The organism is Bacillus sp. FF-1 (assembly GCF_028548245.1).
Taxonomy (GTDB): Bacteria; Bacillota; Bacilli; order Bacillales; family Bacillaceae_G; genus Bacillus_A; species Bacillus_A paranthracis.
On record NZ_JAQQGG010000002.1, the window covers coordinates 221,485 to 242,560 of the forward strand.

The 21,076-nt window shown below is 33.4% G+C and carries 23 protein-coding genes and 1 pseudogene; 17 read left to right on the top strand and 7 right to left on the bottom strand.

Going from position 1 to position 21,076, the window contains the following annotated elements; genetic code table 11:
• Nucleotides 1-24 precede the first annotated feature (24 nt).
• On the bottom strand, nt 25-183 hold the full coding sequence (locus PQF83_RS06520; protein ID WP_001100984.1) for a hypothetical protein: 159 nt from the start codon (nt 181-183) through the stop codon (nt 25-27).
• Between the two features lie 303 nt (nt 184-486).
• Here PQF83_RS06520 and PQF83_RS06525 point away from each other — a divergent pair, with 303 nt between their 5' ends.
• The 3 genes from PQF83_RS06525 (at nt 487) to PQF83_RS06535 (ending at nt 3,364) form a co-directional block, all read left to right on the top strand.
• Nucleotides 487-1,080, top strand: a complete 594-nt coding sequence (locus PQF83_RS06525) for an O-methyltransferase (RefSeq protein WP_001997477.1) — start codon at nt 487-489, stop codon at nt 1,078-1,080.
• A 313-nt stretch (nt 1,081-1,393) separates the two neighbouring features.
• Nucleotides 1,394-2,506: a toxic anion resistance protein gene (locus PQF83_RS06530; protein ID WP_000137402.1), complete on the top strand. Its 1,113-nt coding sequence runs from the start codon at nt 1,394-1,396 to the stop codon at nt 2,504-2,506.
• Between the two features lie 24 nt (nt 2,507-2,530).
• Nucleotides 2,531-3,364, top strand: coding sequence for a DUF3974 domain-containing protein (locus tag PQF83_RS06535; RefSeq protein WP_000008365.1), 834 nt, complete (start codon nt 2,531-2,533; stop codon nt 3,362-3,364).
• Between the two features lie 55 nt (nt 3,365-3,419).
• Here the strand turns inward: PQF83_RS06535 and PQF83_RS06540 are convergent, their stop codons facing one another.
• Nucleotides 3,420-4,979 carry a glycoside hydrolase family 10 protein gene (locus PQF83_RS06540; protein WP_000635975.1) on the bottom strand — a complete coding sequence of 520 codons (1,560 nt, stop codon included), beginning with the start codon at nt 4,977-4,979 and terminating at the stop codon, nt 3,420-3,422.
• A 227-nt stretch (nt 4,980-5,206) separates the two neighbouring features.
• Between PQF83_RS06540 and PQF83_RS06545 the strand changes: the two genes are divergently transcribed.
• The 8 genes from PQF83_RS06545 to tdcB all read left to right on the top strand — a co-directional run bounded on the left by PQF83_RS06545 (nt 5,207) and on the right by tdcB (nt 12,655).
• Nucleotides 5,207-5,512 carry a PTS sugar transporter subunit IIB gene (locus PQF83_RS06545; RefSeq protein WP_000865887.1) on the top strand — a complete coding sequence of 102 codons (306 nt, stop codon included), beginning with the start codon at nt 5,207-5,209 and terminating at the stop codon, nt 5,510-5,512.
• Nucleotides 5,513-5,523: 11 nt separating this feature from the next.
• Nucleotides 5,524-6,807, top strand: a complete 1,284-nt coding sequence (locus PQF83_RS06550; RefSeq protein ID WP_001032282.1) for a PTS sugar transporter subunit IIC — start codon at nt 5,524-5,526, stop codon at nt 6,805-6,807.
• Between the two features lie 79 nt (nt 6,808-6,886).
• Nucleotides 6,887-7,153, top strand: a complete 267-nt coding sequence (locus tag PQF83_RS06555) for a hypothetical protein (RefSeq protein ID WP_001021973.1) — start codon at nt 6,887-6,889, stop codon at nt 7,151-7,153.
• Nucleotides 7,154-7,175: 22 nt separating this feature from the next.
• Nucleotides 7,176-8,324 (top strand): anhydro-N-acetylmuramic acid kinase AnmK, encoded by a 1,149-nt coding sequence (gene anmK, locus PQF83_RS06560; protein ID WP_000274985.1) that lies wholly within the window; start codon nt 7,176-7,178, stop codon nt 8,322-8,324.
• 20 nt (nt 8,325-8,344) lie between these two features.
• A complete protein-coding gene (locus PQF83_RS06565; RefSeq protein WP_000876597.1) occupies nt 8,345-9,244 on the top strand; it encodes a BadF/BadG/BcrA/BcrD ATPase family protein in 900 nt (299 codons plus the stop codon).
• A 132-nt stretch (nt 9,245-9,376) separates the two neighbouring features.
• Nucleotides 9,377-9,925, top strand: coding sequence for a glycerol-3-phosphate 1-O-acyltransferase PlsY (plsY, locus tag PQF83_RS06570; RefSeq protein ID WP_000610840.1), 549 nt, complete (start codon nt 9,377-9,379; stop codon nt 9,923-9,925).
• Between the two features lie 70 nt (nt 9,926-9,995).
• Nucleotides 9,996-11,579: an aminotransferase class V-fold PLP-dependent enzyme gene (locus PQF83_RS06575; protein WP_000523074.1), complete on the top strand. Its 1,584-nt coding sequence runs from the start codon at nt 9,996-9,998 to the stop codon at nt 11,577-11,579.
• A gap of 74 nt (nt 11,580-11,653) precedes the next feature.
• The gene (gene tdcB / locus PQF83_RS06580; protein WP_000628911.1) at nt 11,654-12,655 is read left to right on the top strand and encodes a bifunctional threonine ammonia-lyase/L-serine ammonia-lyase TdcB; all 1,002 of its coding nucleotides are present in this window, start codon (nt 11,654-11,656) and stop codon (nt 12,653-12,655) included.
• A 66-nt stretch (nt 12,656-12,721) separates the two neighbouring features.
• On the opposite strand, the gene PQF83_RS06585 is transcribed toward tdcB, so the two are convergent.
• Nucleotides 12,722-13,051, bottom strand: a complete 330-nt coding sequence (locus PQF83_RS06585) for a YkvA family protein (RefSeq protein WP_000414827.1) — start codon at nt 13,049-13,051, stop codon at nt 12,722-12,724.
• Between the two features lie 224 nt (nt 13,052-13,275).
• Nucleotides 13,276-13,413 (bottom strand): annotated as a pseudogene (locus PQF83_RS28480) (SMI1/KNR4 family protein); the annotation flags it as partial.
• Nucleotides 13,414-13,629: 216 nt separating this feature from the next.
• On the opposite strand from PQF83_RS28480, the gene PQF83_RS06590 reads away from it, so the two are divergent.
• Nucleotides 13,630-13,890 carry a hypothetical protein gene (locus PQF83_RS06590; RefSeq protein ID WP_000513520.1) on the top strand — a complete coding sequence of 87 codons (261 nt, stop codon included), beginning with the start codon at nt 13,630-13,632 and terminating at the stop codon, nt 13,888-13,890.
• Nucleotides 13,891-14,021: 131 nt separating this feature from the next.
• Nucleotides 14,022-14,708 (top strand): MBL fold metallo-hydrolase, encoded by a 687-nt coding sequence (locus tag PQF83_RS06595; RefSeq protein WP_000691138.1) that lies wholly within the window; start codon nt 14,022-14,024, stop codon nt 14,706-14,708.
• A 43-nt stretch (nt 14,709-14,751) separates the two neighbouring features.
• Here PQF83_RS06595 and PQF83_RS06600 read toward each other — a convergent pair whose 3' ends face one another.
• On the bottom strand, nt 14,752-15,543 hold the full coding sequence (locus tag PQF83_RS06600; RefSeq protein WP_033671929.1) for a hypothetical protein: 792 nt from the start codon (nt 15,541-15,543) through the stop codon (nt 14,752-14,754).
• 29 nt (nt 15,544-15,572) lie between these two features.
• Between PQF83_RS06600 and PQF83_RS06605 the strand changes: the two genes are divergently transcribed.
• The 3 genes from PQF83_RS06605 (at nt 15,573) to PQF83_RS06615 (ending at nt 17,722) form a co-directional block, all read left to right on the top strand.
• The gene (locus PQF83_RS06605; protein WP_000054525.1) at nt 15,573-15,842 is read left to right on the top strand and encodes a hypothetical protein; all 270 of its coding nucleotides are present in this window, start codon (nt 15,573-15,575) and stop codon (nt 15,840-15,842) included.
• 73 nt (nt 15,843-15,915) lie between these two features.
• Nucleotides 15,916-17,280 (top strand): DEAD/DEAH box helicase, encoded by a 1,365-nt coding sequence (locus tag PQF83_RS06610; RefSeq protein ID WP_002163650.1) that lies wholly within the window; start codon nt 15,916-15,918, stop codon nt 17,278-17,280.
• Nucleotides 17,281-17,461: 181 nt separating this feature from the next.
• Entirely contained in the window at nt 17,462-17,722 is a 261-nt protein-coding gene (locus PQF83_RS06615) for a hypothetical protein (protein ID WP_001177683.1), read from the top strand.
• Nucleotides 17,723-18,599: 877 nt separating this feature from the next.
• On the opposite strand, the gene exsF is transcribed toward PQF83_RS06615, so the two are convergent.
• Nucleotides 18,600-19,103: an exosporium protein ExsF gene (gene exsF, locus PQF83_RS06620; protein WP_001257912.1), complete on the bottom strand. Its 504-nt coding sequence runs from the start codon at nt 19,101-19,103 to the stop codon at nt 18,600-18,602.
• 586 nt (nt 19,104-19,689) lie between these two features.
• Nucleotides 19,690-19,902 (bottom strand): hypothetical protein, encoded by a 213-nt coding sequence (locus PQF83_RS06625; protein WP_000033169.1) that lies wholly within the window; start codon nt 19,900-19,902, stop codon nt 19,690-19,692.
• 485 nt (nt 19,903-20,387) lie between these two features.
• On the opposite strand from PQF83_RS06625, the gene PQF83_RS06630 reads away from it, so the two are divergent.
• A complete protein-coding gene (locus tag PQF83_RS06630; protein ID WP_001223577.1) occupies nt 20,388-21,023 on the top strand; it encodes a TetR/AcrR family transcriptional regulator in 636 nt (211 codons plus the stop codon).
• Nucleotides 21,024-21,076 lie beyond the last annotated feature (53 nt).

Below are 21,076 nucleotides of genomic sequence, written 5' to 3' on the forward strand. Positions count from 1 at the left end.
TTTCTTTAGAAGTGCGTCTTTTTATTATTTTTCTAACATTTCAAGAGGTACATCTTTTTCGCCAGCTACCTCAAATTTAATTTCCCCGTCTTCTTCATAAATACGTGTAATAATCGGTATAGTAATCATTAATTTTTTGTGCTGCTTTCGTTTTCGAGCAGCATCTAAGCTAATCACGTTCATTTGTAAGCATCCTTTCTTCTAGAAATATATAAACAAAGAAAATGCGTCCGGAAAGGGCGCTTAATTGAATTTGAAATACCGATTCATTTAAATGGGGTTTATATGATTTAACAACTGCAATTGAATTAAAAATAGTATGAATGGAATAATTGCACGTAGAAATTAACTTTACCAAAAAACGAAACAATATGCTATAAAAAATTATAAATCTTTGTCATATAACGAGAAAAAGGTTTTTGTTTCGCATATAATGAAAGTAGACGAGCAACAAGAGCTTTTTCATCATATTGCTTTAGAAAGGCGATGAAAAAAATGGATACATTAAATTCATTATTATTTCAACTTGAACAATATGGAGAAGAGCATGATCGAAATAAAAAAACACGGGAAGAAAAATTACGGAATATTTCTCGTGAGATGGGGCAATTTTTATCAATTTTAGTAAAAGGGTGTAGCGCAATAAACATTTTAGAAATTGGAACTTCTAATGGTTATTCTACATTGTGGTTAGCTAATGCGGTAGAAGAAACAAATGGAAATGTAACAACTGTGGAGCTTTCTTCAGAACGAGTTGGAGAGGCACTTGTCAATTTTGAAAAGGCAAACTTGTTGCAAAGGATTGATGTTCACAATCAAGAAGCAGGGGCATTTTTAGATTCACAACTAGATCATTCATTTGATTTTATTTTCCTAGATTCAGAGCGTACGCAATACATGTGGTGGCTTGAACATATAAAACGCATTTTACAACCACAAGGTCTTCTTGTTGTCGATAATGCTACTTCTCATGCGAGTGAATTAGCTGAGTTTATAAAAATGATTGAAGAAGATAAAATGTTTGAAACAGTGTTATTGGCATTTCAAAATGGTGCATTTGTAGCGCGTAAGAAGCAATAGGATTGAACGCAATATAATTATCACATTGAAAAAGGGTGTATGTCAAAAGATTGAGTACAGTAGGATGGGAAGGTCGTAATTTATATACGTAACATACGAAGAATCCGCCTTCAGCATGTCGGTCTCTAGGTCTTAAGTCTGAGGAAAATTATGTTGTTTACAGGTATACTTATAGTAAGAAACAGGGAATGACTGCATAAGCAGGTATTTCTTGAAAATTGATTTCATATAGGCTGTTTGCACATGAAATACAATATATTAGATGAAATATAGTGCACATAAATTCGCACATATAAATAAAGGAGCGATTTTGTTGACTGAACTCGAGAAAAAAGAACCCGTATCAATTGTGAAAGATAATAATGTAGAAGTAGTAGTTGATACAGTTATAAAAGATGAAGAACTTGATGAATTAAATAAAGAAGCCGATCTTTATGTACAAAAATTAAATAGCGAGCAAAATACAGATTTATCGAAAGTATTGTCTCAGCTAGGAGATTTAGGGGATAAAGAACAACAAGCAGCAGGACAAACGTTATCAGCATTAAAACGTCCTGTCACAGCGATGATGAACGGGAAAAATGAAGAAATCCCGAATACATTGTTAGAATTACGTAAAGTAGTATCAGAGCTTGATCCGAACTCATTAAAAGCAAGTGGCATGAAGAAAATTATGTTTAAAGTATTCAAGAAAAATCCACTTGAAACATACGTGCATAAATACCAATCTATAGATAAGCAAATTGAGGAGATTATAAGATCGCTTCTAATTGGCCGTGACAACTTACAAGAAGATACTGTTGGCCTAGAGATGCTTAAGGAACAATCACACGATAAAATTCACGCGCTTGATAAGCAAGTATACTTAGGGAAAAAACTTGCTGGCATGCTGGAAGCTGAGAAACAAAATCCAGAACGTCAAAGGGATATTCCATTAATTAATGATGCATTAGAAAAGATACTCGTACGTACGCGCAATATGCAACAAGCGAAAAGTGTGTTATTACAATCTATCGCATCAGTAGACATTATTAAGAAAAATAATGAAAAGTTAACAGAGGCAATTCGTAATGCAATTACGATGACGCAAAACGTTGTAACAGTTTCTGCTGCTATCCAGTTAGCATTAACAAATCAGCGTAAAACAATTGATGCAGTGAATGCAACAAATGAAGCAATTGAGTCTATGGTATTAAGTAATTCTCAGGCATTAAAACAAAATACAGAAGAAACAACAAAACTTCTTGAAAATCCTGCAATTAGCATGGATAAATTACGCGAATCATTCCAAAATGTATTTGCTGCGATTGAAGCTTCTGAGAAATCATCAGAACGTATTATCGAGTCAAGTAAGAAGTTTGTTATTGAACTAGACACATTTAATGATGAAATGAAACAAAAGCTCATTCAGCGCCCAAGAAAATAGCAGACTTTTAGAGGAGGTGAAAAAATGAGTTTCATTCAAACCGTACTATTATTACTCGGTACATTGCTTTTAATCGCATTTACGGTCGTTGTTTTAGTCGTATATTTCGGACGAAAACTGTATTTTTCATGGACGAAGCCATATAAAAGAGCACACGATTCTTTAGAAAAGTTATCGAATAAATCATTACCGTTTCTACAAGAATTTACACAACATCCACTCTTTTATCGCTGGATTCGCACGGAAGGAAAAAAAGAGCAACATACATTAAACACTCTTTTCTGTGCATCGAGCCAACGTACGAGAGAGCAAGTATTCTCAATGTTACCGAAAGAAAAACAGAAAAAAGTACATGTAATGGCAAAAACAACGAAAAAACTTACAAATGAAGATATTGATGTAGCTGCGATAAAAGTGAAAGATTTTTTAAGACAAGAAACGCAGCAAACAGTAAAACCGACAGATTTATCGTTTTATAAATTGTATTTTTATGATCGATATCCAGATGCATTAAATACAATTCAAGCGTATAAGCGTTCAATAAATCCTTCATTACAAAAAACAGTTGATGATATTACAATTTCAGTATTAAATGCACTGCCGTACTATCAAGAGCAACGTATGTTTGAACAACAACATAAACTTGAAACGTTCTTAATGAAAGATTTAATAGCGATGTTATCTTTAGTGGTGCAATTACCACCATCACAACGTCCTGAAAAAGAAGAAGAATTGAAAGTCTACTTACAAAATTTCCAAAAAGAAATGGAAGTAGTAGAGAGGGACATTCGCGACTCGATTGATCACGATTTGAATGTGAAGATGAGAGCAGCGACTGAGAAGTTTAAGAATAAATAAAAAAGACGCCTTAAAGCTATAATACTTAGCTTTAAGGCGTTTTTTTTATTAGTTGTTATTTTGCTTTAACGGTAGTATGACTAGAAGCAACACTTTCATTATGCAATCGATCAACTGCAGTTACTACATACGTATATGTTTCTCCAGAATTAACGGTTTTATCTAAATAAACTTCTCCAGGCTTTGTCTTTCTTACAGTAGTAAGTAAATTTTTCGGATTTTGTATATCCACTTCATTTTTTCCATTCGCGCGGTAAATGGCGTAATAAGCAGAATCATTCTCTCTATTATCAATGATACCTACAGCAATACCTTCATCTCTTGGAATAGCACCTTTTAAAGTCGGTTGTTTTGGTGGATCATGATCAAGCCAAGGCATAGAGGGGATTAATGCAGGATATTTATATATGTCTTTTGAGAGTCTATCTTTAATTCCTAGTGGATTGTTATTAATATCTTTTAAGCTAAAATGCATACTACCTTTTATTTCAGGATATAACCGATTTAATTCAATTTGTCTTGGGTATTCTTCTGGATCAGACCAAGCTGGGACAGAATTATTATTAATTTTATAGGCCGCCTGACCGATATATAGGTGGATCGGTTTATTATTTGTTTCTTTTACCCACCAATCTACTAATATGTCATACGCAGCAGGAGTGAAACCTATATTCCAATATATTTGCGGTGTGATGTAGTCAATGTAACCTTTTTGTATCCACTCACGTGTATCAGCATAAAGATCATCAAAGTTTCTTTGGCCGGCAGTTGTGTTAGAGCCAGTTGGATCATCAGCTATATTTCGCCATACGCCAAATGGGCTAATGCCAAATTTTACATATGACTTTTCTTGTTTAATAGCAGTATTTAAATCTCTTACAAGTTCATTTACATTGTTACGTCGCCAATCTTCTATATTTGTAAATCTACCGTTATTATATAATTCGTACGTTTTTTGATCGGGGAATTGTTCACCCGCCACTTTATATGGATAAAAATAATCATCCATATGTAATGCATCAACATCGTAATTTTGTACGATTTCTAAAGCACCTTCAGTTATAAACTTTTTTACTTCTGGAATACCGGGGTTGTAATATAATTTTCCGCCATAAGGTACAACCCAATCCGGGTGCTGTCTTGCAGGGTGATTATTTGATAATCGATTTATATCAGTATGATTCATCGTTATTCGGTATGGATTAATCCATGCGTGAAATTCTATATTTCTTTTATGTGCTTCTTCAATCATAAATGCTAGTGGGTCGTATCCGGGATCTTTTCCTTGTGTACCGGTAATATATTCAGACCAAGGGCCGTAATTGGAAGGATAAAAGGCATCAGCAGTTGGTTTTATTTGTACAATGACTGCATTCATATCAGTGTTTTTTACATCGTCTAATAATTTAATAAATTCTTGTTTTTGATTTTCAATTGGTAAGCTAGTTTTTGAGGGCCAATCAATATTAAGAACAGATGCGATCCATACAGCACGTAATTCGTGTTTTTTGTACGTAGTAGTTACTTCAGCATAAGTAAAGTGAGGGGAAATGAAAGAGAAAGGGATGAACAAGATGACGATGCAACATATCATAAATAAACGTTTAACGATCATGTATACGCCTCCTTATCATATGATTATCTAAGATAATATACGAGGCAAGGTTGGCCTTGCAATAGAGAAAATTGTATATTGAAACATTAATTTAATAGGAAAAATATTTTTAATGAAATTTACTTTCAGTATAACTAAATTCATTTACTACTTCATATGCTTGTTAGTAAAGTGAAACTTCCTTTCATTTGAAGGGGAATAAATTATAAGTATAGGAGGATTCATAAATGAAGGTTTTGTTCGTTTGTTCTGGAGGAATGTCCAGCGCAATTGTTGTAAACGCTTTAAAAAAGGAGGCGGAGAAAAAGGGTATGAACATGGAAGTGCATGCGATTGGAACAAATGAGGTAGAGGAAGAAGTAAAGAATGGCTGGGACGTTGTAATGGTTGCACCTCAAGTTAGACATCGATTTGATTCTGTTAAAAAATTCGCAGAAGAGGAATCTATCCCGTGCGGTATTATACCGCCGCAAGCATATACACCTCTTGGTGGACCGACTTTATTAAAGACTGTAAATGATTTAATTCGTTAGGGGGAACCGTTATGAATAAGTTTGTCACGTTTCTTGATAAAAACTTATCTGGACCGATGGCAAGACTTTCTGAACAGAGACATTTACAAGCAATCCGTGATGGAGTGATTTCAGCATTACCATTTATCATCGTAGGAAGTTTCTTTTTAATCGTAGCATTTCCACCATTACCGAAAGATAGTTTCATATCTGTTTGGGCATTAAAAAATCAAACAAGTATATTAATACCATATCGCCTAACGATGTTTATTATGTCTTTATATATAGCATTTGGAATAGGATATAATTTGGCGAAAAGTTATAAACTAGATGCTTTATCAGGAGCACAGCTTGCAGTATGTTCACTGCTATTAACATTAACTCCTGAATTAATTGATAAAAAAGGATTTATGCTTCCGATGACAAATCTTGGAGGTCATGGATTATTCGTGACGATGATTGTTTCTATTTTATCCGTAGAGATTTTAAGGTTTTGTAAGAAGAAAAATGTAATGATTAAAATGCCAGAACAAGTACCGCCATCTGTGTCGCGTTCGTTTGAAGCACTTATACCTGCTGCATTCGTTATTATTATTATGAGTCTAGTAACTGTCGTTTTTAGCATTGATTTACACCATGTTGTTGATAAACTAGCAGCACCATTAGTAAAAGCTGGCGATAGTTACTTCGGTGTAATGATTCCAGTGTTTTTAATTACGTTTTTTTGGTCATTCGGAATCCATGGTGTGTCGGTTGTTGGAACTGTTGCTCGGCCATTATGGGAAGTATATCTAGGGAAAAATGGAGAAGCAGTTGCTAGTGGAGCAGATCAGTTGCCATTTATTTCACCAGAGCCGTTATATCAATGGTTTATATGGATTGGCGGTTCTGGTGCGACATTAGGGCTTGTATTAGCTATGATTGTATTTGGTCGATCAAAATATTCGAAAGCATTATCAAGAACTTGTATTGTTCCGGGTATTTTTAATATAAATGAGCCAGTCATATTCGGCTTGCCGATTGTACTAAATCCAATTTTAATTATCCCATTTATCATTACACCACTTGTAACGGCAACTGTTGCATATTCTGCAACTGCAATGGGATTTGTAACACCAACGCATATTATGCCGCCATGGACATTACCTGCTCCAATTGGTGCTTATTTAGCAACAGGTGGGGATTGGCGTGCGATTGTATTAGTTTTTATAAATATAGCAATATCGTTCCTTATATATTTACCATTCTTTAAAATGTACGACAAAAATATGCTTGAAATTGAGAAGAGTGGTGAAGGCGAATCTGTTAATCCATAATCTTTATGCTTTAATTTATGAGTGATAGGTATTTTGCCTATCACTTCTTTCACATGAAGTCCAGAGAGGATGAAATGGAATGAATATAAAATTTAGTTATAAAGGTGTATTTTTATTATTATTTGGAGTGATATGTGCGAATTTACTTTTTGTGCCTTTATTAAGAATGCTACATCTATCACAAATGCATAGTATATGGCTTGTTACAAGCATTGCGGCAAGCATTTTGCTTACAGTAGTTGTTTCTTTCATTGATGGATCGTTTGCATCGAAAGCTCAGTTGTTTTTTAGATTTATATTGTTTTCGATCGGTTGTACATTTGTAACTTACATGATTGTTTTTTAGTAAATAGGAGGTCATGCATGTTATGTATATTGCAGGGGTAATGTCCGGTACTTCATTAGATGGAATAGATGTAGCGCTCGTTCGTATAGAAGGGAGTGGTGTAGATTCTAAGGTTAAACTCATCCATTTTACTACAGTTCCATTTCGTAATGATATAAAAAGTGAAATACAACAAGCATTATCAATAGAAAATTCAAATGTCCAACTCATATGTAGTTTGAATTTTAAGCTCGGTTTATGTTTTGCCAATGCTGTAAAGGAAGTTTGTAAAGAGGCCAATTTTTCTTTGGAACAATTAGATTTGATAGGTTCTCACGGACAAACGATTTATCATCAGCCGGAGCAAGATGGTAATAGGATACCTTCCACATTGCAAATTGGGGAACCTGCAGTAATAGCATATGACACGAACACGACGGTTATCTCAAATTTCCGAACGATGGACATGGCAGCAGGAGGACAAGGTGCACCACTTGTACCATATTCAGAGATTATTTTATATCGTCATCCAACTAAAAATAGACTACTACAAAATATCGGCGGGATTGGTAATGTTACCGTAATACCAAGTCAAAAAAGTGATCAGAACGTTATAGCTTTTGATACTGGTCCAGGGAATATGATAATTGATGAAGTATGTCAAAGGTTATTTCAGTTGCCATATGATCAAAATGGTGAAATTGCAAAACAGGGTAGAGTTGTAGATGAAATTTTGACATATTGTATCAGTCATCCATTTTTGAAAATGAATCCGCCGAAATCAACAGGTAGAGAACAGTTTGGAGAAAAATTTGCAAGTGAATTATTGAAGCGGTTTGAAAAGCATAGTAAAGAAAATATATTGACGACTGTCACGATGTTTACTGCAAATTCAATTGTTCATCATTATAAGAAGTTTATCTTGCCGTATTATGAAATCGATGAGGTGATATTAGGCGGTGGTGGCAGCTATAATAGCACACTTGTTGAAATGTTGCAAAATGGATTGAAGGATGAAAACTGCGCAATATTCATTCAGGAAGATATAGGCTATTCTTCAGAGGCGAAAGAAGCTATCGCCTTTGCCATTTTAGCAAACGAAACGTATCATCGTAATCCGAGTAATGTGCCGAGTGCAACAGGTGCAAAGAAATCTGTAGTTTTAGGGAATGTAACGTACCCTTCAATATGAAGAAAATGAGGAGAACGTATATGAAGTATATGATTGGAGTAGATGGTGGGGGAACGAAGACAGAAGCAATTGCCTTTGATCAAGACGGAAAGGAAATTATAAGTGGTAAGAGTGGTTTTGGAAATATATTAATAGATTTTGAAGAAGCTCTTGTGCATATTATGGAAGCGATTGATCAATGCCAGAAAAATGTAGTGAAAGGACATTGCGTTTGTATTTGTTTAGGATTAGCAGGTATAAGTGGCGCAAATATAAATGAATTAACATTACGTCTAAAACAGAAGTACGGAATACAAATTGAAGTTTTTAATGACGCAATGATAGCACATGCAGCTGCTTTAAAAGGGAAGGATGGAATATTAACGATTGGTGGTACAGGTGCAATTTGTATTGGAAAGAAAGGAAAAGTTTACGAGTATAGTGGGGGATGGGGACATATTTTAGGTGATGAAGGAAGTGGATATTGGATTGCATTACAAGCTTTAAAGAGAATGGTAAATCAATTGGATCAAGGAGTTAGACTTTGTCCATTAAGCTTAAGAATTCAAGATGAGTTTCAACTTTTGACATCGTCTCATATAAAAAGTCTAGTTTATAGTTCTGCAAAAGATAAAGTTGCAGCAATCACACCATTCGTTATTCGGGAAGCTAGAAATGGGAATGATGCTGCACATGAAATTATGATGCAAGCTGGAAAGGAATTAGCAAGGATTACAATAGATGTTTATAACAAGATGCAGTTTGATTTATCAGCTTCCATTGCAGTAAGTGGCAGCATATTGCGTTTCGTTCCTGAAATATATGATGAATTTAAGAAATGCTGTGAGAAAAGCATAGGAAAAGTTACATTTATATCACAATCACAATCTGCAGTGAAAGGAACATATTATTTAATGAAAAATACATATTTTAAAAAATAGCTGTATGAGAATTTTTGTATGATTTGTAAATATATGATGTTAAAATGTATAAAGGGATGTGGATAGAAACGTACAATATACATTGTTCTTGAATATTGTATAAGTACTCCTACGTAGAAAGTGAATGATTATATGATTAATAGTATGCAATTTTTGTATTTGGTGGCTTTTTATTTATTTGGAAACATATTGACTGCTTATATAGTAACGAAATGGAGACATAACGTTGATATTCGGGATGAAGGAAGTGGTAATCCTGGCGCAAGAAATATGGGGCGTGTATATGGAAAAGGATATTTCATCGCTACATTTTTAGGTGATGCAATTAAAGGGGCAATTGTAGTTTCTATTGCAAAATACCTTTTTGAAGATTCTACATTTGTAATGCTAACATTATTGGCTGTAATAATTGGACATATTTATCCAGTTTTATTTAAAGGTAAGGGCGGTAAAGGTATTTCAACATTTATCGGAGGACTAATCGCATTTGATTATTTGATAGCGCTTACCCTCGTTGCAGTTTTCATTATATTTTATTTAATCTTTAAAGGATTTACGAAGCCAGGACTAATTACAATTGCTTGTTTACCACTTTGCATGATTTTGTATTCTTACTCAATTGTTACGACTATTTTAAGTGCACTCATCATTGTACTTATTTTATATGTAAATCGCGAATGAAATAAACATTTAATAAGTGGGGTTAATCTCCACTTATCATTTTTTATTAAATAGATAAAGGAGATAGGGCATGGGGTTAATTTATAAAGTTGCTGATCAAGTTTGGGAATTTGAAAGTATACATAAATTGAATTATAAAACATTTGTAGAAGAAATTCCGCAACATGAAGAAACGAAAGATCGTGTTCGTATAGATCGTTTTCATGAAGAAAATACATATTTAATTTGTTTAGATGACGATAAGTTAGTAGGTATGGTTGCGTTGCGAGGAAAACGACCATTCTCGTTAGATTATAAAATTTCAAATCTAGATTTTTATTTGCAAGAACATGGAGAAAACGTATATGAAATTCGTTTACTTTCAGTAGAAAGTGAATATCGAAATGGAAGAGCGTTATTAGGTTTAATTCGCTTTTTACATCGTTATTTGCTTCTAAATGGATATGAATTGGCACTCATTTCTGCAACAACACGTGAACTACCTTTATATGAGCAAATGGGATTCAAATCTTTCCATTCGTTAGTTGGTACAGAAGCAGCAGCATTCCAGCCTATGTATGTTACCCCTGCTATGTTTGAAGCGTCGAGTGTTGGGGGAATTATGACGAAAGAGTATACGTTTTTACCCGGACCAGTAGATATTGAAGAGAATGTTCGAAAGGCATTTTCTACTAAGCCTATTTCACACCGTTCTAAGTCATTTCAAGTGACGATGGATAATGTAAAGAAACGATTACTTCAAATGACAAAAGCAAAACGTGTGCAAATCATGTTAGGAACAGGGACATTAGCGAATGATGCCATTGCTTTACAGTTACGTTCTTTAAAAGGAAAGGGGCTCGTATTAACAAATGGGGAATTTGGTAATAGATTAGTCGGGCATGCAACACGTGCAGAGTTACATTTTGATACGTATAAAAAAGAAATGGGAGAACCGTTTATTTATACAGAATTGGAAAAAATAATGGGAGCTGGACATTATGAATGGCTTTGGTTTGTTCACCACGAAACATCAACTGGAATGTTAAATGATTTAGACGAGCTAAATGTTTTATGTGAAAAGTATAAAGTGAAACTATGTGTAGATTGTATTAGCTCAATTGGAGCGATACCGATAGATTTAAAGGATGTATATTTTGCGAGTGGCGTGAGCGGAAAGGCAATTAAATCGTTGACTGGATTATCTTTCATTTTTCATAATCATAATGTGAAAGTAAACGAGACATTACCAGCCTATATGGATATTGGTATGTACGAAGAAAATGAAAGTATTCCATATTCCCATTCATGGAATTTAATTAATGCTTTGCAAGAAGCGTTGAAGAGATTTGAAGATGAAAAAGCATTTGTAAAAATTAAAGAGACATATGATTATATGGAAGAAGCTATTACTAGTATAGGGTTAAAACTTGTTTCACCTAAAGAATATGCCGCGCCAATTATACTTACGATTCAATTAAATGGAGGTCTTTCTTCTAAAGCGGTCGGTGATGCGTTAGCGTTACAAGGATATATTGTTCATTATGAATCAGCGTATTTACGAAAGAATAATTGGATCCAAATTGCATGCTTAAATCATTATAAAGAACGTGATATGAAGAGGATGTTGAATTGTTTGCAGATGTATGTATTACAGAGTGGGGTACATATATAAAGACTTTTTCATTTCGTATAAAGGAGTTGCGACTTACGAAAACTTAGGAATAGAACATTGGAAGAGGTGTTAGTATGATAACTAAAAAACTACCATTGCATATAGACGATATTAAAAAAGCTCAAACTATTTTGGACAGAAATGCTCGTAAAACTCCATTAGTAAAATCATTTTATTTGACTAGTAAAACAGGTGGAGAAATTCACTTGAAATTAGAAAATATGCAATTAACAGGTTCGTTTAAATTCCGTGGTGCGTTTAATAAAATGTCACAGCTGACAGATCAAGAAAAAGAGAGAGGAGTAATTGCTTGTTCTGCTGGTAATCATGCGCAAGGAATTGCTTTATCTGCTCATTTACTCGGTATTAAAAGTAAAATTGTAATGCCGATTTCTGCCCCTCAAGCGAAAGTTGATGCAACGAAAGGATATGGATCTAAAGTGGTTTTACATGGTGAAACCTTTGATGATGCGAAGGCAAAATGTGAGGAGATTATTAGAGAAACAGGTGAAACATACTTACATCCATATGACGATGTAGAAGTAATGGCTGGTCAAGGTACAATAGGATTAGATATTCTTGATGATATGTGGGATGTTGATACGGTCATTGTACCAATTGGTGGAGGAGGAATTATTTCTGGAATTGCTGTTGCATTAAAATCTTTTAATCCGTCGATTCATATAATTGGTGTCCAAGCAGAAAATGTTCATGGGATGAAGGCATCTTATGACAAAGGTACAATTATAGAACATTATGAGGCACCTACGATAGCAGATGGTTGCGCGGTAAAAATACCAGGCAATTTAACTTTTGAAGTTGTAAAAGAATTAGTAGATGATATTGTAACAGTATCAGAAAAAGAGCTGGAATTAGCGATGAAAGACTTATTACAACGCGGGAAAGCTGTTGTAGAAGGTGCAGGCGCATTAGCTACTGCTGCTCTACTTGCAGGGAAAGTGGATACATATATTAAGGGGAAAAAAGTAGTAGCGGTTATATCTGGTGGGAACGTAGACTTACAGCGCATATCGAGTGTTTGTGAACAATTTTTTGTGGCGAATGAAGTGAAATGAAATAGTACATTTAAACATTGTGTAATAAAAGAGGAGCTAAGTAACATTATATTAGCTCCTTTTTCATTATGTTTGTGCGGGAGTAAATAATGACTCCATTTTTACTTTGCTCTTTTCTCGAATTTCGGCGTCTGCATGGCGCATCACGTATTTATGAGCTACAGCGATCGCCAAAACATCATCTAATAAGCCAATCCCAATAATAGCAGCTATATCTGGAATAAAGTCGATTGTTAATACGAAATAGGATAGAGCGGCTAATATGATGAATTTCGCTTTAGTAGGTAACCCTTTTTTTCTCATTGTGTAATATAAAATAATACTTTCATATACGCTAGATTTACCGAGATCTGCTGAGCTTTTCTTGAATTTTTTCCAAAGTTTCTGTTTCTCCATATAAACACTCCTTTTACAAAAAAATAGATTTTTTAAAAGGATAGACAAAGAAGTGAGAGACTAATCAATTTTATAGTTTTTCTTAATGTATATTTCAATAAAAATAGGGAATTACCTGTTCAAAATAATAGAATGTTGGTTATGTAACGACTTACAGTGTATATGTTCGTTCCAAGTAAAGGTACTACGTAGATAACGTTTTGTGGTAATGCGTATTAAAGTTAATTTTTCACATTAATCTCTGCATTCGTACAATGTTGAATTACTTCTAAATAATCTATTGATGAGAAATTTAGTAATTCTTGAATAGCCCCTTTCCTCGCTGGTGATTCATAGGCTTCTAATGTGATTCTGTTATTAATCGATTAGCTGCTTCATCTAGCATTTCAGGTGTTACTTTGTTTTGAATTATTTTTTCCTCTCTTTTCTCCCATCTTCTTGAAAGTAGTCACTTCGGTGATGTTTTTTTATTTTCTCAGATGAAGCCGATGAGTTTGAGTTTTAGAATTTTATCGTGGTATTATTTATGTAACGAGGGGATGTTGTAAAAAAAAATACAATTTTTTGGGGGAATGAGAATGGGAATTTATAACTATGAAGCGAAAGAGGATTTGCAAGTAGGAGAAGTTTGTTTAGAACGAGATATTTATGAAATTGTAAATTTTTACAAGAAAGGGTCAATAGTTTTATGTGATTCAGTATCTCGGTTCAGTGCGAATTCAGACAGAATGTTTAAAGTGATAAATAGGATAGAAACATATATGCATAAAAATGAAGACTATACATATCAGGTTTCGGATAGGCCAAAGTTGATTTATGTAGTTGAACAGGTAAGATAAGGAAAGCATTCATAACGGATGCTTTTTTCTTTGCTATATAGAAAGTACACATTAAACGTAAATTTGAACGAAATGTATGTAAATGATTTAGTTTTTATTAAACATTTATTAAGTGGTATGGGGGAAGAAAAATGAAGATAATAGAACTACCAATTGAATTCGAATTTAACGAGCAAAAACAATGTATTTATCCAAGTTTAATAATAGTAAACGATGAATTAACTTTAGTAGATACAGGGTATATGAATTTTTTACCTTTAATTGAAGAGGCAATTTTAAAACATGGATACAAGATGAAAAACTTAAAAAATATAATTATTACTCATTATGATGACAATCATATAGGATCTTTATATGATTTTAAAGTGAAATATCCTCAAGTTAATATTATTGCTAGTGAAATTGAATCTAACTACATTAATGGTGATATAAAATCAGAGAGATTAGTTCAAGCAGAAGAAATGTTAGAACGTATGCCAAATGAAGAAAAAGAATTTGGTAAATGGTTTATACAACAGTTAAAAAATATAAGACATATTTTCGTCGATGAAAAAGTACATGATGGACAAATAATTTTGAATGGTGAATGTCAAATAGTAGCGACCCCAGGACATACTTCGGGACATATTTCATTATATTTTCCGGACTTACACAGTGTAATTACAGGAGATGCAGCCGTTCAAGATAATGGTGAATTAGTAATAGCTAATCCGAATTTTTGTTTAGATATAGAAAAAGCGGAAGAGTCTTTAAAGAGGATTAAAGACCTTAAAGCTGTAAAGTATTATTGCTATCATGGAGGGGAATTCAATATATAAAATAATAAAAAACCGATCTTTCTTATATAGAAAAGATCGTTTTTTAATTCATAGATTCTGCAATTTGAATTAAATCCTTGATGTTATATTTTCCTTGTATATAGCGTTTGTTACCAATTGCAATTGTGTATTGAAAACCATTTTTCTGAAAAAGGAGCTCATATGCTGAATCGAAATGAGGATTGTATAATGCTTTTATATTATTTTTTAAGCTATAGAACTTAGCGCCCCTATGTACATAGAAATTTAATTTGTTTTGAACTGGTGAAACAGTGATTTTAAAAATCCCATTAATATCTTCATTGTAGTATTGGAGGTTTAAGTAATCGTTATAGATGTATCCTTGAAATTCGTGAATTTCGAACGGGAATTTTGTAGGAGTAAGTATATGTTTCTTACACTTCATTTCATATTCTTTTACGATAGTAGCTTCTTTCATAAATGGATTCGTTCCATCATAAATTTGATTAATTCGAGATATTTTATTATTCTTTGTTACTATTTCCAAAATGAAACCGATAGTAAATTCATCATTAGTGCCTTTGAAATAAGAAATAAGAATTGTAGTATCTTCTTTTGGAGATAGTACGGTTTTAATTTCATGAATAGGTTTTTCCTTTTGGAAAGTAGGTAGTTTAACTCCTTCTGTTACATATGACTGCATTAATTCTTTATCATTTTTGAGCAAAGCATGTTTGAATTCACTGATTACATCTGTTTGAGATTTTGCCGTTATAATTGTGGTGGATTGAAAATATAGTAAGTAAAATATGCAAAAGATCCTTATGAATGGAGTTGTCAATTTTATCACCCTATAACTATATTTCCGTAACATTGAAATATATATGTACAGGAGGGGAGAAGATGAGTTTATTATTTGATGTAATAGCAGATATCATTTTATTTTTCCCTCAAAATGACATGAAATTAAAACATCATATTGCTAAATTAAGCGAATTTGAGTGGTTTCGAAAGCTACACGAAGATACAAAGTATACAAAATTAATTTGGAGTAATAGAAAAATTAAGAAGTTCATTTTGAATTCTGCAAATATGAAAGCATTAATAAATTCTGAGATAAAACAAAAAGAATTTGTCCACCTAGTACACGATGAATATAAAAAAAGAAGATAAGAATTTTTTTATTTTTCATATTTGGCGAAACAAATGGTACAATGAAAGCTAATGTGAAAAATAAGGAAAAGAAGTGGTCAATTTGAAAAACTTTTTAGAATTAGGAATTAGTGAAACTTTTAATCATACATTACGTGAAAATGGAATAACAGAAGCAACACCAATTCAGGAGGAAGCAATTCCTGTTATACTGTCTGGTAAAGATATTATTGGGCAGGCAAAAACAGGTACGGGTAAAACGTTAGCATTCGTGTTACCGATTTTAGAAAAAATCGATCCAGAGTGTAGTGATGTTCAGGCTTTAATTGTTGCGCCAACAAGGGAACTAGCACTGCAAATTACAACTGAAATTAAAAAAATGCTTGTGCAAAGAGAAGATATTAATGTATTAGCGATTTATGGCGGTCAAGATGTAGCACAACAATTGAGAAAGTTAAAAGGTAATACACATATTGTTGTTGCGACACCAGGACGATTATTAGATCATATACGACGTGAAACAATTGATTTGAGTAATCTTACAACCATTGTACTAGATGAAGCGGATCAAATGCTTTATTTCGGTTTCTTATATGATATTGAAGATATTTTAGATGAGACACCTGGTAGTAAACAAACGATGTTATTCTCAGCAACGATGCCAAAAGATATTAAAAAATTGGCGAAGCGTTATATGGATGAACCGCAAATGGTTCAAGTACAAAGTGAAGAAGTAACGGTAAATACAATAGAGCAACGTGTCATTGAGACGACAGATCGTGCAAAGCCAGATGCACTTCGTTTTGTTATGGACCGTGATCAGCCATTTTTAGCAGTTATTTTCTGTCGTACAAAGGTTAGAGCGAGTAAGCTTTATGATAATTTAAAAGGACTAGGTTATAATTGTGCTGAACTTCATGGTGATATACCTCAAGCGAAACGTGAAAGAGTTATGAAGAGTTTCCGCGAAGCTAAAATTCAGTACTTAATCGCAACGGATGTAGCAGCTCGTGGACTTGATGTAGATGGTGTAACGCACGTATTTAACTATGATATCCCTGAAGATGTAGAAAGTTATATTCACCGCATTGGCCGGACAGGACGTGCAGGTGGATCAGGTATTGCAATTACGTTCGTTGCAGCGAAAGATGAAAAACATTTAGAAGAAATTGAAAAAACGCTTGGTGCACCAATACAAAGAGAAATAATCGAACAACCGAAGATAAAACGTGTAGATGAAAATGGAAAACCGGTACCAAAGCCGGCTCCGAAGAAATCAGGCGAGTATCGTCAAAGAGATAGCCGTGAAGGTTCAAGAAGTGATTCAAGACGTGGTTCGAGAAATGGCTCAAGAAGTGATTCAAGAAATAGTTCAAGAAATGAAAACAACCGATCATTTAATAAGCCAAGTAATAAAAAAGGTAGTACAAAGCAAGGTCAGCAAAGACGTGGCCGTTAAATAATTATAATTGTAAAGAGTCGCAAAATATTGTGGCTCTTTTTTTGTTTGTATAGAACAAGGATGATAGCAAGAAAAAAACGGAAATTTCATTCACCGTATTTAAAACTTACAAAGGAAAGTTTATAGTCCAAAACCAGTAGAACAAGGGTATTACAACCATGTCGTAATTCAAGAACAAGTGCAACTTACGTATGGACAATATTTAATCGAAAAAAATCGAGAGAAAGCAATTCGTACTAGCTCCTCTGATGATGATACGAATTATGAAAAAATCAATTGGTATAACGATATAAAAACATCTTTTGCAAACAAAGAATTGGCCGATTTGGTGAAAGAAATTTGTAACTTTGTTAGTTTTGTTCGATGGGAACTTGAGATGCACAACTACCATCCTTATTGGGAAGTTACTTACTACGGCGATGAAGGTAATGTAGTGTGAAGTTAACAGAAGGGATAGTATGCGAAATAAGAAAAAGGACTAGCAGTCGTACCTGCTGTCCTTTAATAGGAGAAAAAGTAATCTTGTTTAGAACTACGCATAAACAGAAAATCTGCTTGTGATTAGTTTTACCCTAAATATAAGTGTCTATACAAAAAAAGGGATAAGTAAAAAATACTTATCCCCGGAAGGGAAATCCCAAGCACCAAAATGGCTCGTATTGGTCTGCAGGTTCAAAAGTAGTATATGTAAAACAAAAAATCTCATACAAAAAGCAGACAACGATTTTGGTTGTCTGCCAGTGAGCTCAATGAGTTAGCTAATTGTGATAATTTGCATCCCCATTGCGAGAAGAGTGAAGCTGCTAGTTCAAACAGCTTGTTCGTATTATTTTCGATTCCCTAAAAAATATACAGAGAAAGCAGATAAGTGAAAAATCTATCTGCTTCTGCTGTAACAAAAGAAAGAAGTATTAGCCGTGGACACGGCGGCTTGAAAATAGTATGTATTTTTATTTGGAAAATATTCAGGGGGTGAAGAAACATGGAATGTTTAATAAATGGTGTTTGCGAAATTAATCAACTAATTAGTAAAACAAAGTAGAAAAAGAATGAGCAAATATAACAATAAAAAGGTAAATGTTCAAAAGAGTGATGAGTATAAAGTAAAACAAAATAGCTATATTAAAGCTTGATTTTCATAAAAAATAAAGCACACATATAAGTGTGCTCTTATGAACGCTTTAGATTTGTGTGACTACATAGTCACCATACAATAAAATATGCTTGTTTGATATAAATGTGTGTCAAATCTATAACATATATTTTGGGGTGTATAAGGAATATTAAATGTTAATTAGCCAAGCATATTGTTTTTATTAACGAATTTGTGCAACTGTTAAAGCGGCAGAACGAATATCTACTGTACCAATTACTTCAACGGGTACAATTTGAATTAAATCACCAGGGTTTAAGTTTATTAGAATGACACCGCTGGATACATCTACTTCACCAGTGCCAATGATATTAGAACGGACTGCGGTTCCTGATCCTGCAATAATATTAGTTGATGAGTTTAGTGTTAAGAAAAAGCGCGCTGCTTCCGGGGCTACTGGAACATTATCGAGGCTGATTGTTAATGTATAACTGATTTGATAAATACCAGCTACTTGAATTCTAATACCAGTTCCTGTACTAATTGTATCATTGATTACAGGGACAGTAATGTTTGGATTTGGGCCCGTACTAGGTAGTAGTAGTGGCGTGAATAGTGTGGCAAATTGAGGTGAAGTAGCATTAAAAGCAAAACCGAGAGCTGGTAGTGTACTGGGGGCTTGTGCTCTACAATTAAAGTTCGTGAGCTTACGACTAGATGATCGCATATTTTCACTCCTTTCTTTCATTTAGATTGCGTGAGTAACAACCTCACGTTTTGGACAAGCACAATACAATATATGAAAATTTATAGTGAATAGTGCAGAAGTGTACTGTTATGGGTAACACTAATTGCCTATTGTACAAAGGAGATACTACGCTTACAGAAATAGTTTGTAACCTAAAGTTGAAAAAATAGTATGAATAGAGTTGAAAATGCTATTTAGAAATGAAAGGAAACATAATAAAAAGGAACATACATATAAGCATGCTCTTTGACAAGAAAGGTAGATTTTTATGAGTGGATTCCTCCATACAATAATATATGCTTGTCCGGTTAATAGTTGAGAAAGGGAGAATGCATATGGAACGAATGGAAGCGTATAACAAAATAAAGATTTCATTTTATAGTAAAGGGGAATAGATATGTGTATTTATTGGGAAAACGTAGTTAAAGAGTTCTTTAAGAGGTAAGAACTGGAACGAAATAAAAGAGCAGCTAGCAAAAGCTAACTGCTCAATACAAGGAGATACAGAGAAGACTACTTTACATGAATGTTGGCATACAGCCTACATTCAGTATTGACCGAATATTTATTTTAAATCCAATTTATTTAAAGTAAACATCCCAACAGATAAAATGGCTGCGCCTGCTACAGAACCTAGCCAGTCTCTCCAGCTTAATGTGTTTAAAGATGCATCTATTAAATTCATAATTAAGAAGATAGCAAACATTAATACACCAAATGCTAAACATCCCCAAAATGTTTGCAAATATTTAATCATCTTATTTCGGAACTTGCTCATATAAATCACCCTTATTAATAATTTATATTTTTATAAATAAATTATCGCATGTGCAAAAATTAAAAGTATGAAATATGCAAAATTACATATTGGAACTTAACAAAATAATCCATTCATAAGTAAATAGATCGAACAGAGGGAAACCGTTTCGTATGAATCAATTGTCATTTTTTGAAGTCATCGATGAAAAGGAGATGCGTAGATTTGTGGTAAAGGAGCTGAAAAACTATAAAGTATTGTGCGTTTGAATGAAGAATCAAGAAAAATAGGATCAAGCGGGGGCATCGTTCTTTTCCTCAAATGAAAGGTGACGGTAAGAAACATGAGATACATTTTAAACAAATTAAACGGAAGTTAAAAAATAAAAATTTATAAAGGAAATAGAAAGTAGGGAGTTGTATATATACGATAATAGGAAACTTTTTACTAACTAAGCATATAATTTAAATAGACCGACAGTCGGTCTGATGGGAAGGGGAACTTGAATGCGAATAGTAAAGGAATATGAGGAGCGTAGAAAAGAAATTTTAGAAACAGCTGAACGATTATTTCTTACGAAAGGTTATACAAAAACAACAGTAAATGACATTTTAAAAGAGATAGGGATAGCAAAGGGGACGTTTTATCATTATTTTAAATCGAAAGAAGAAGTAATGGATGAGATTATTATGAGGATTATTAAAGAAGATGTTGCTAAAGCGAAAGTAATCGTCTCTAATCCAAATATACCAGTATTAGAAAAGTTATTTCGAGTTTTAATGGAGCAATCGCCAAAATCAGGGGATGTAAAAGATAAAATGATTGAGCAATTTCATCAACCAAATAATGCAGAAATGCATCAAAAAAGTTTAGTACAATCCATTATTCATTTATCTCCTGTATTAACAGAAATTTTAGAACAAGGAATTGAAGAAGGGATATTTTCGACTTCATATCCACAAGAAACGATTGAACTATTACTATCTTCAGCGCAAGTTATATTTGATGATGGGTTATTCCAATGGAAGCCGGAAGAAATGATGAGGAGAGTGAAAGCTTATATTAAAATGATGGAAGTATCTGTTGGAGCGAAAGAAGGATCGTTTAATTATATGCTGGAGGTTTTAATGAAACAGAAATAATATTTTTTCTGTTTGTTTATTATAGACCGACAGTCGGTCTAAATTAAAGAAAG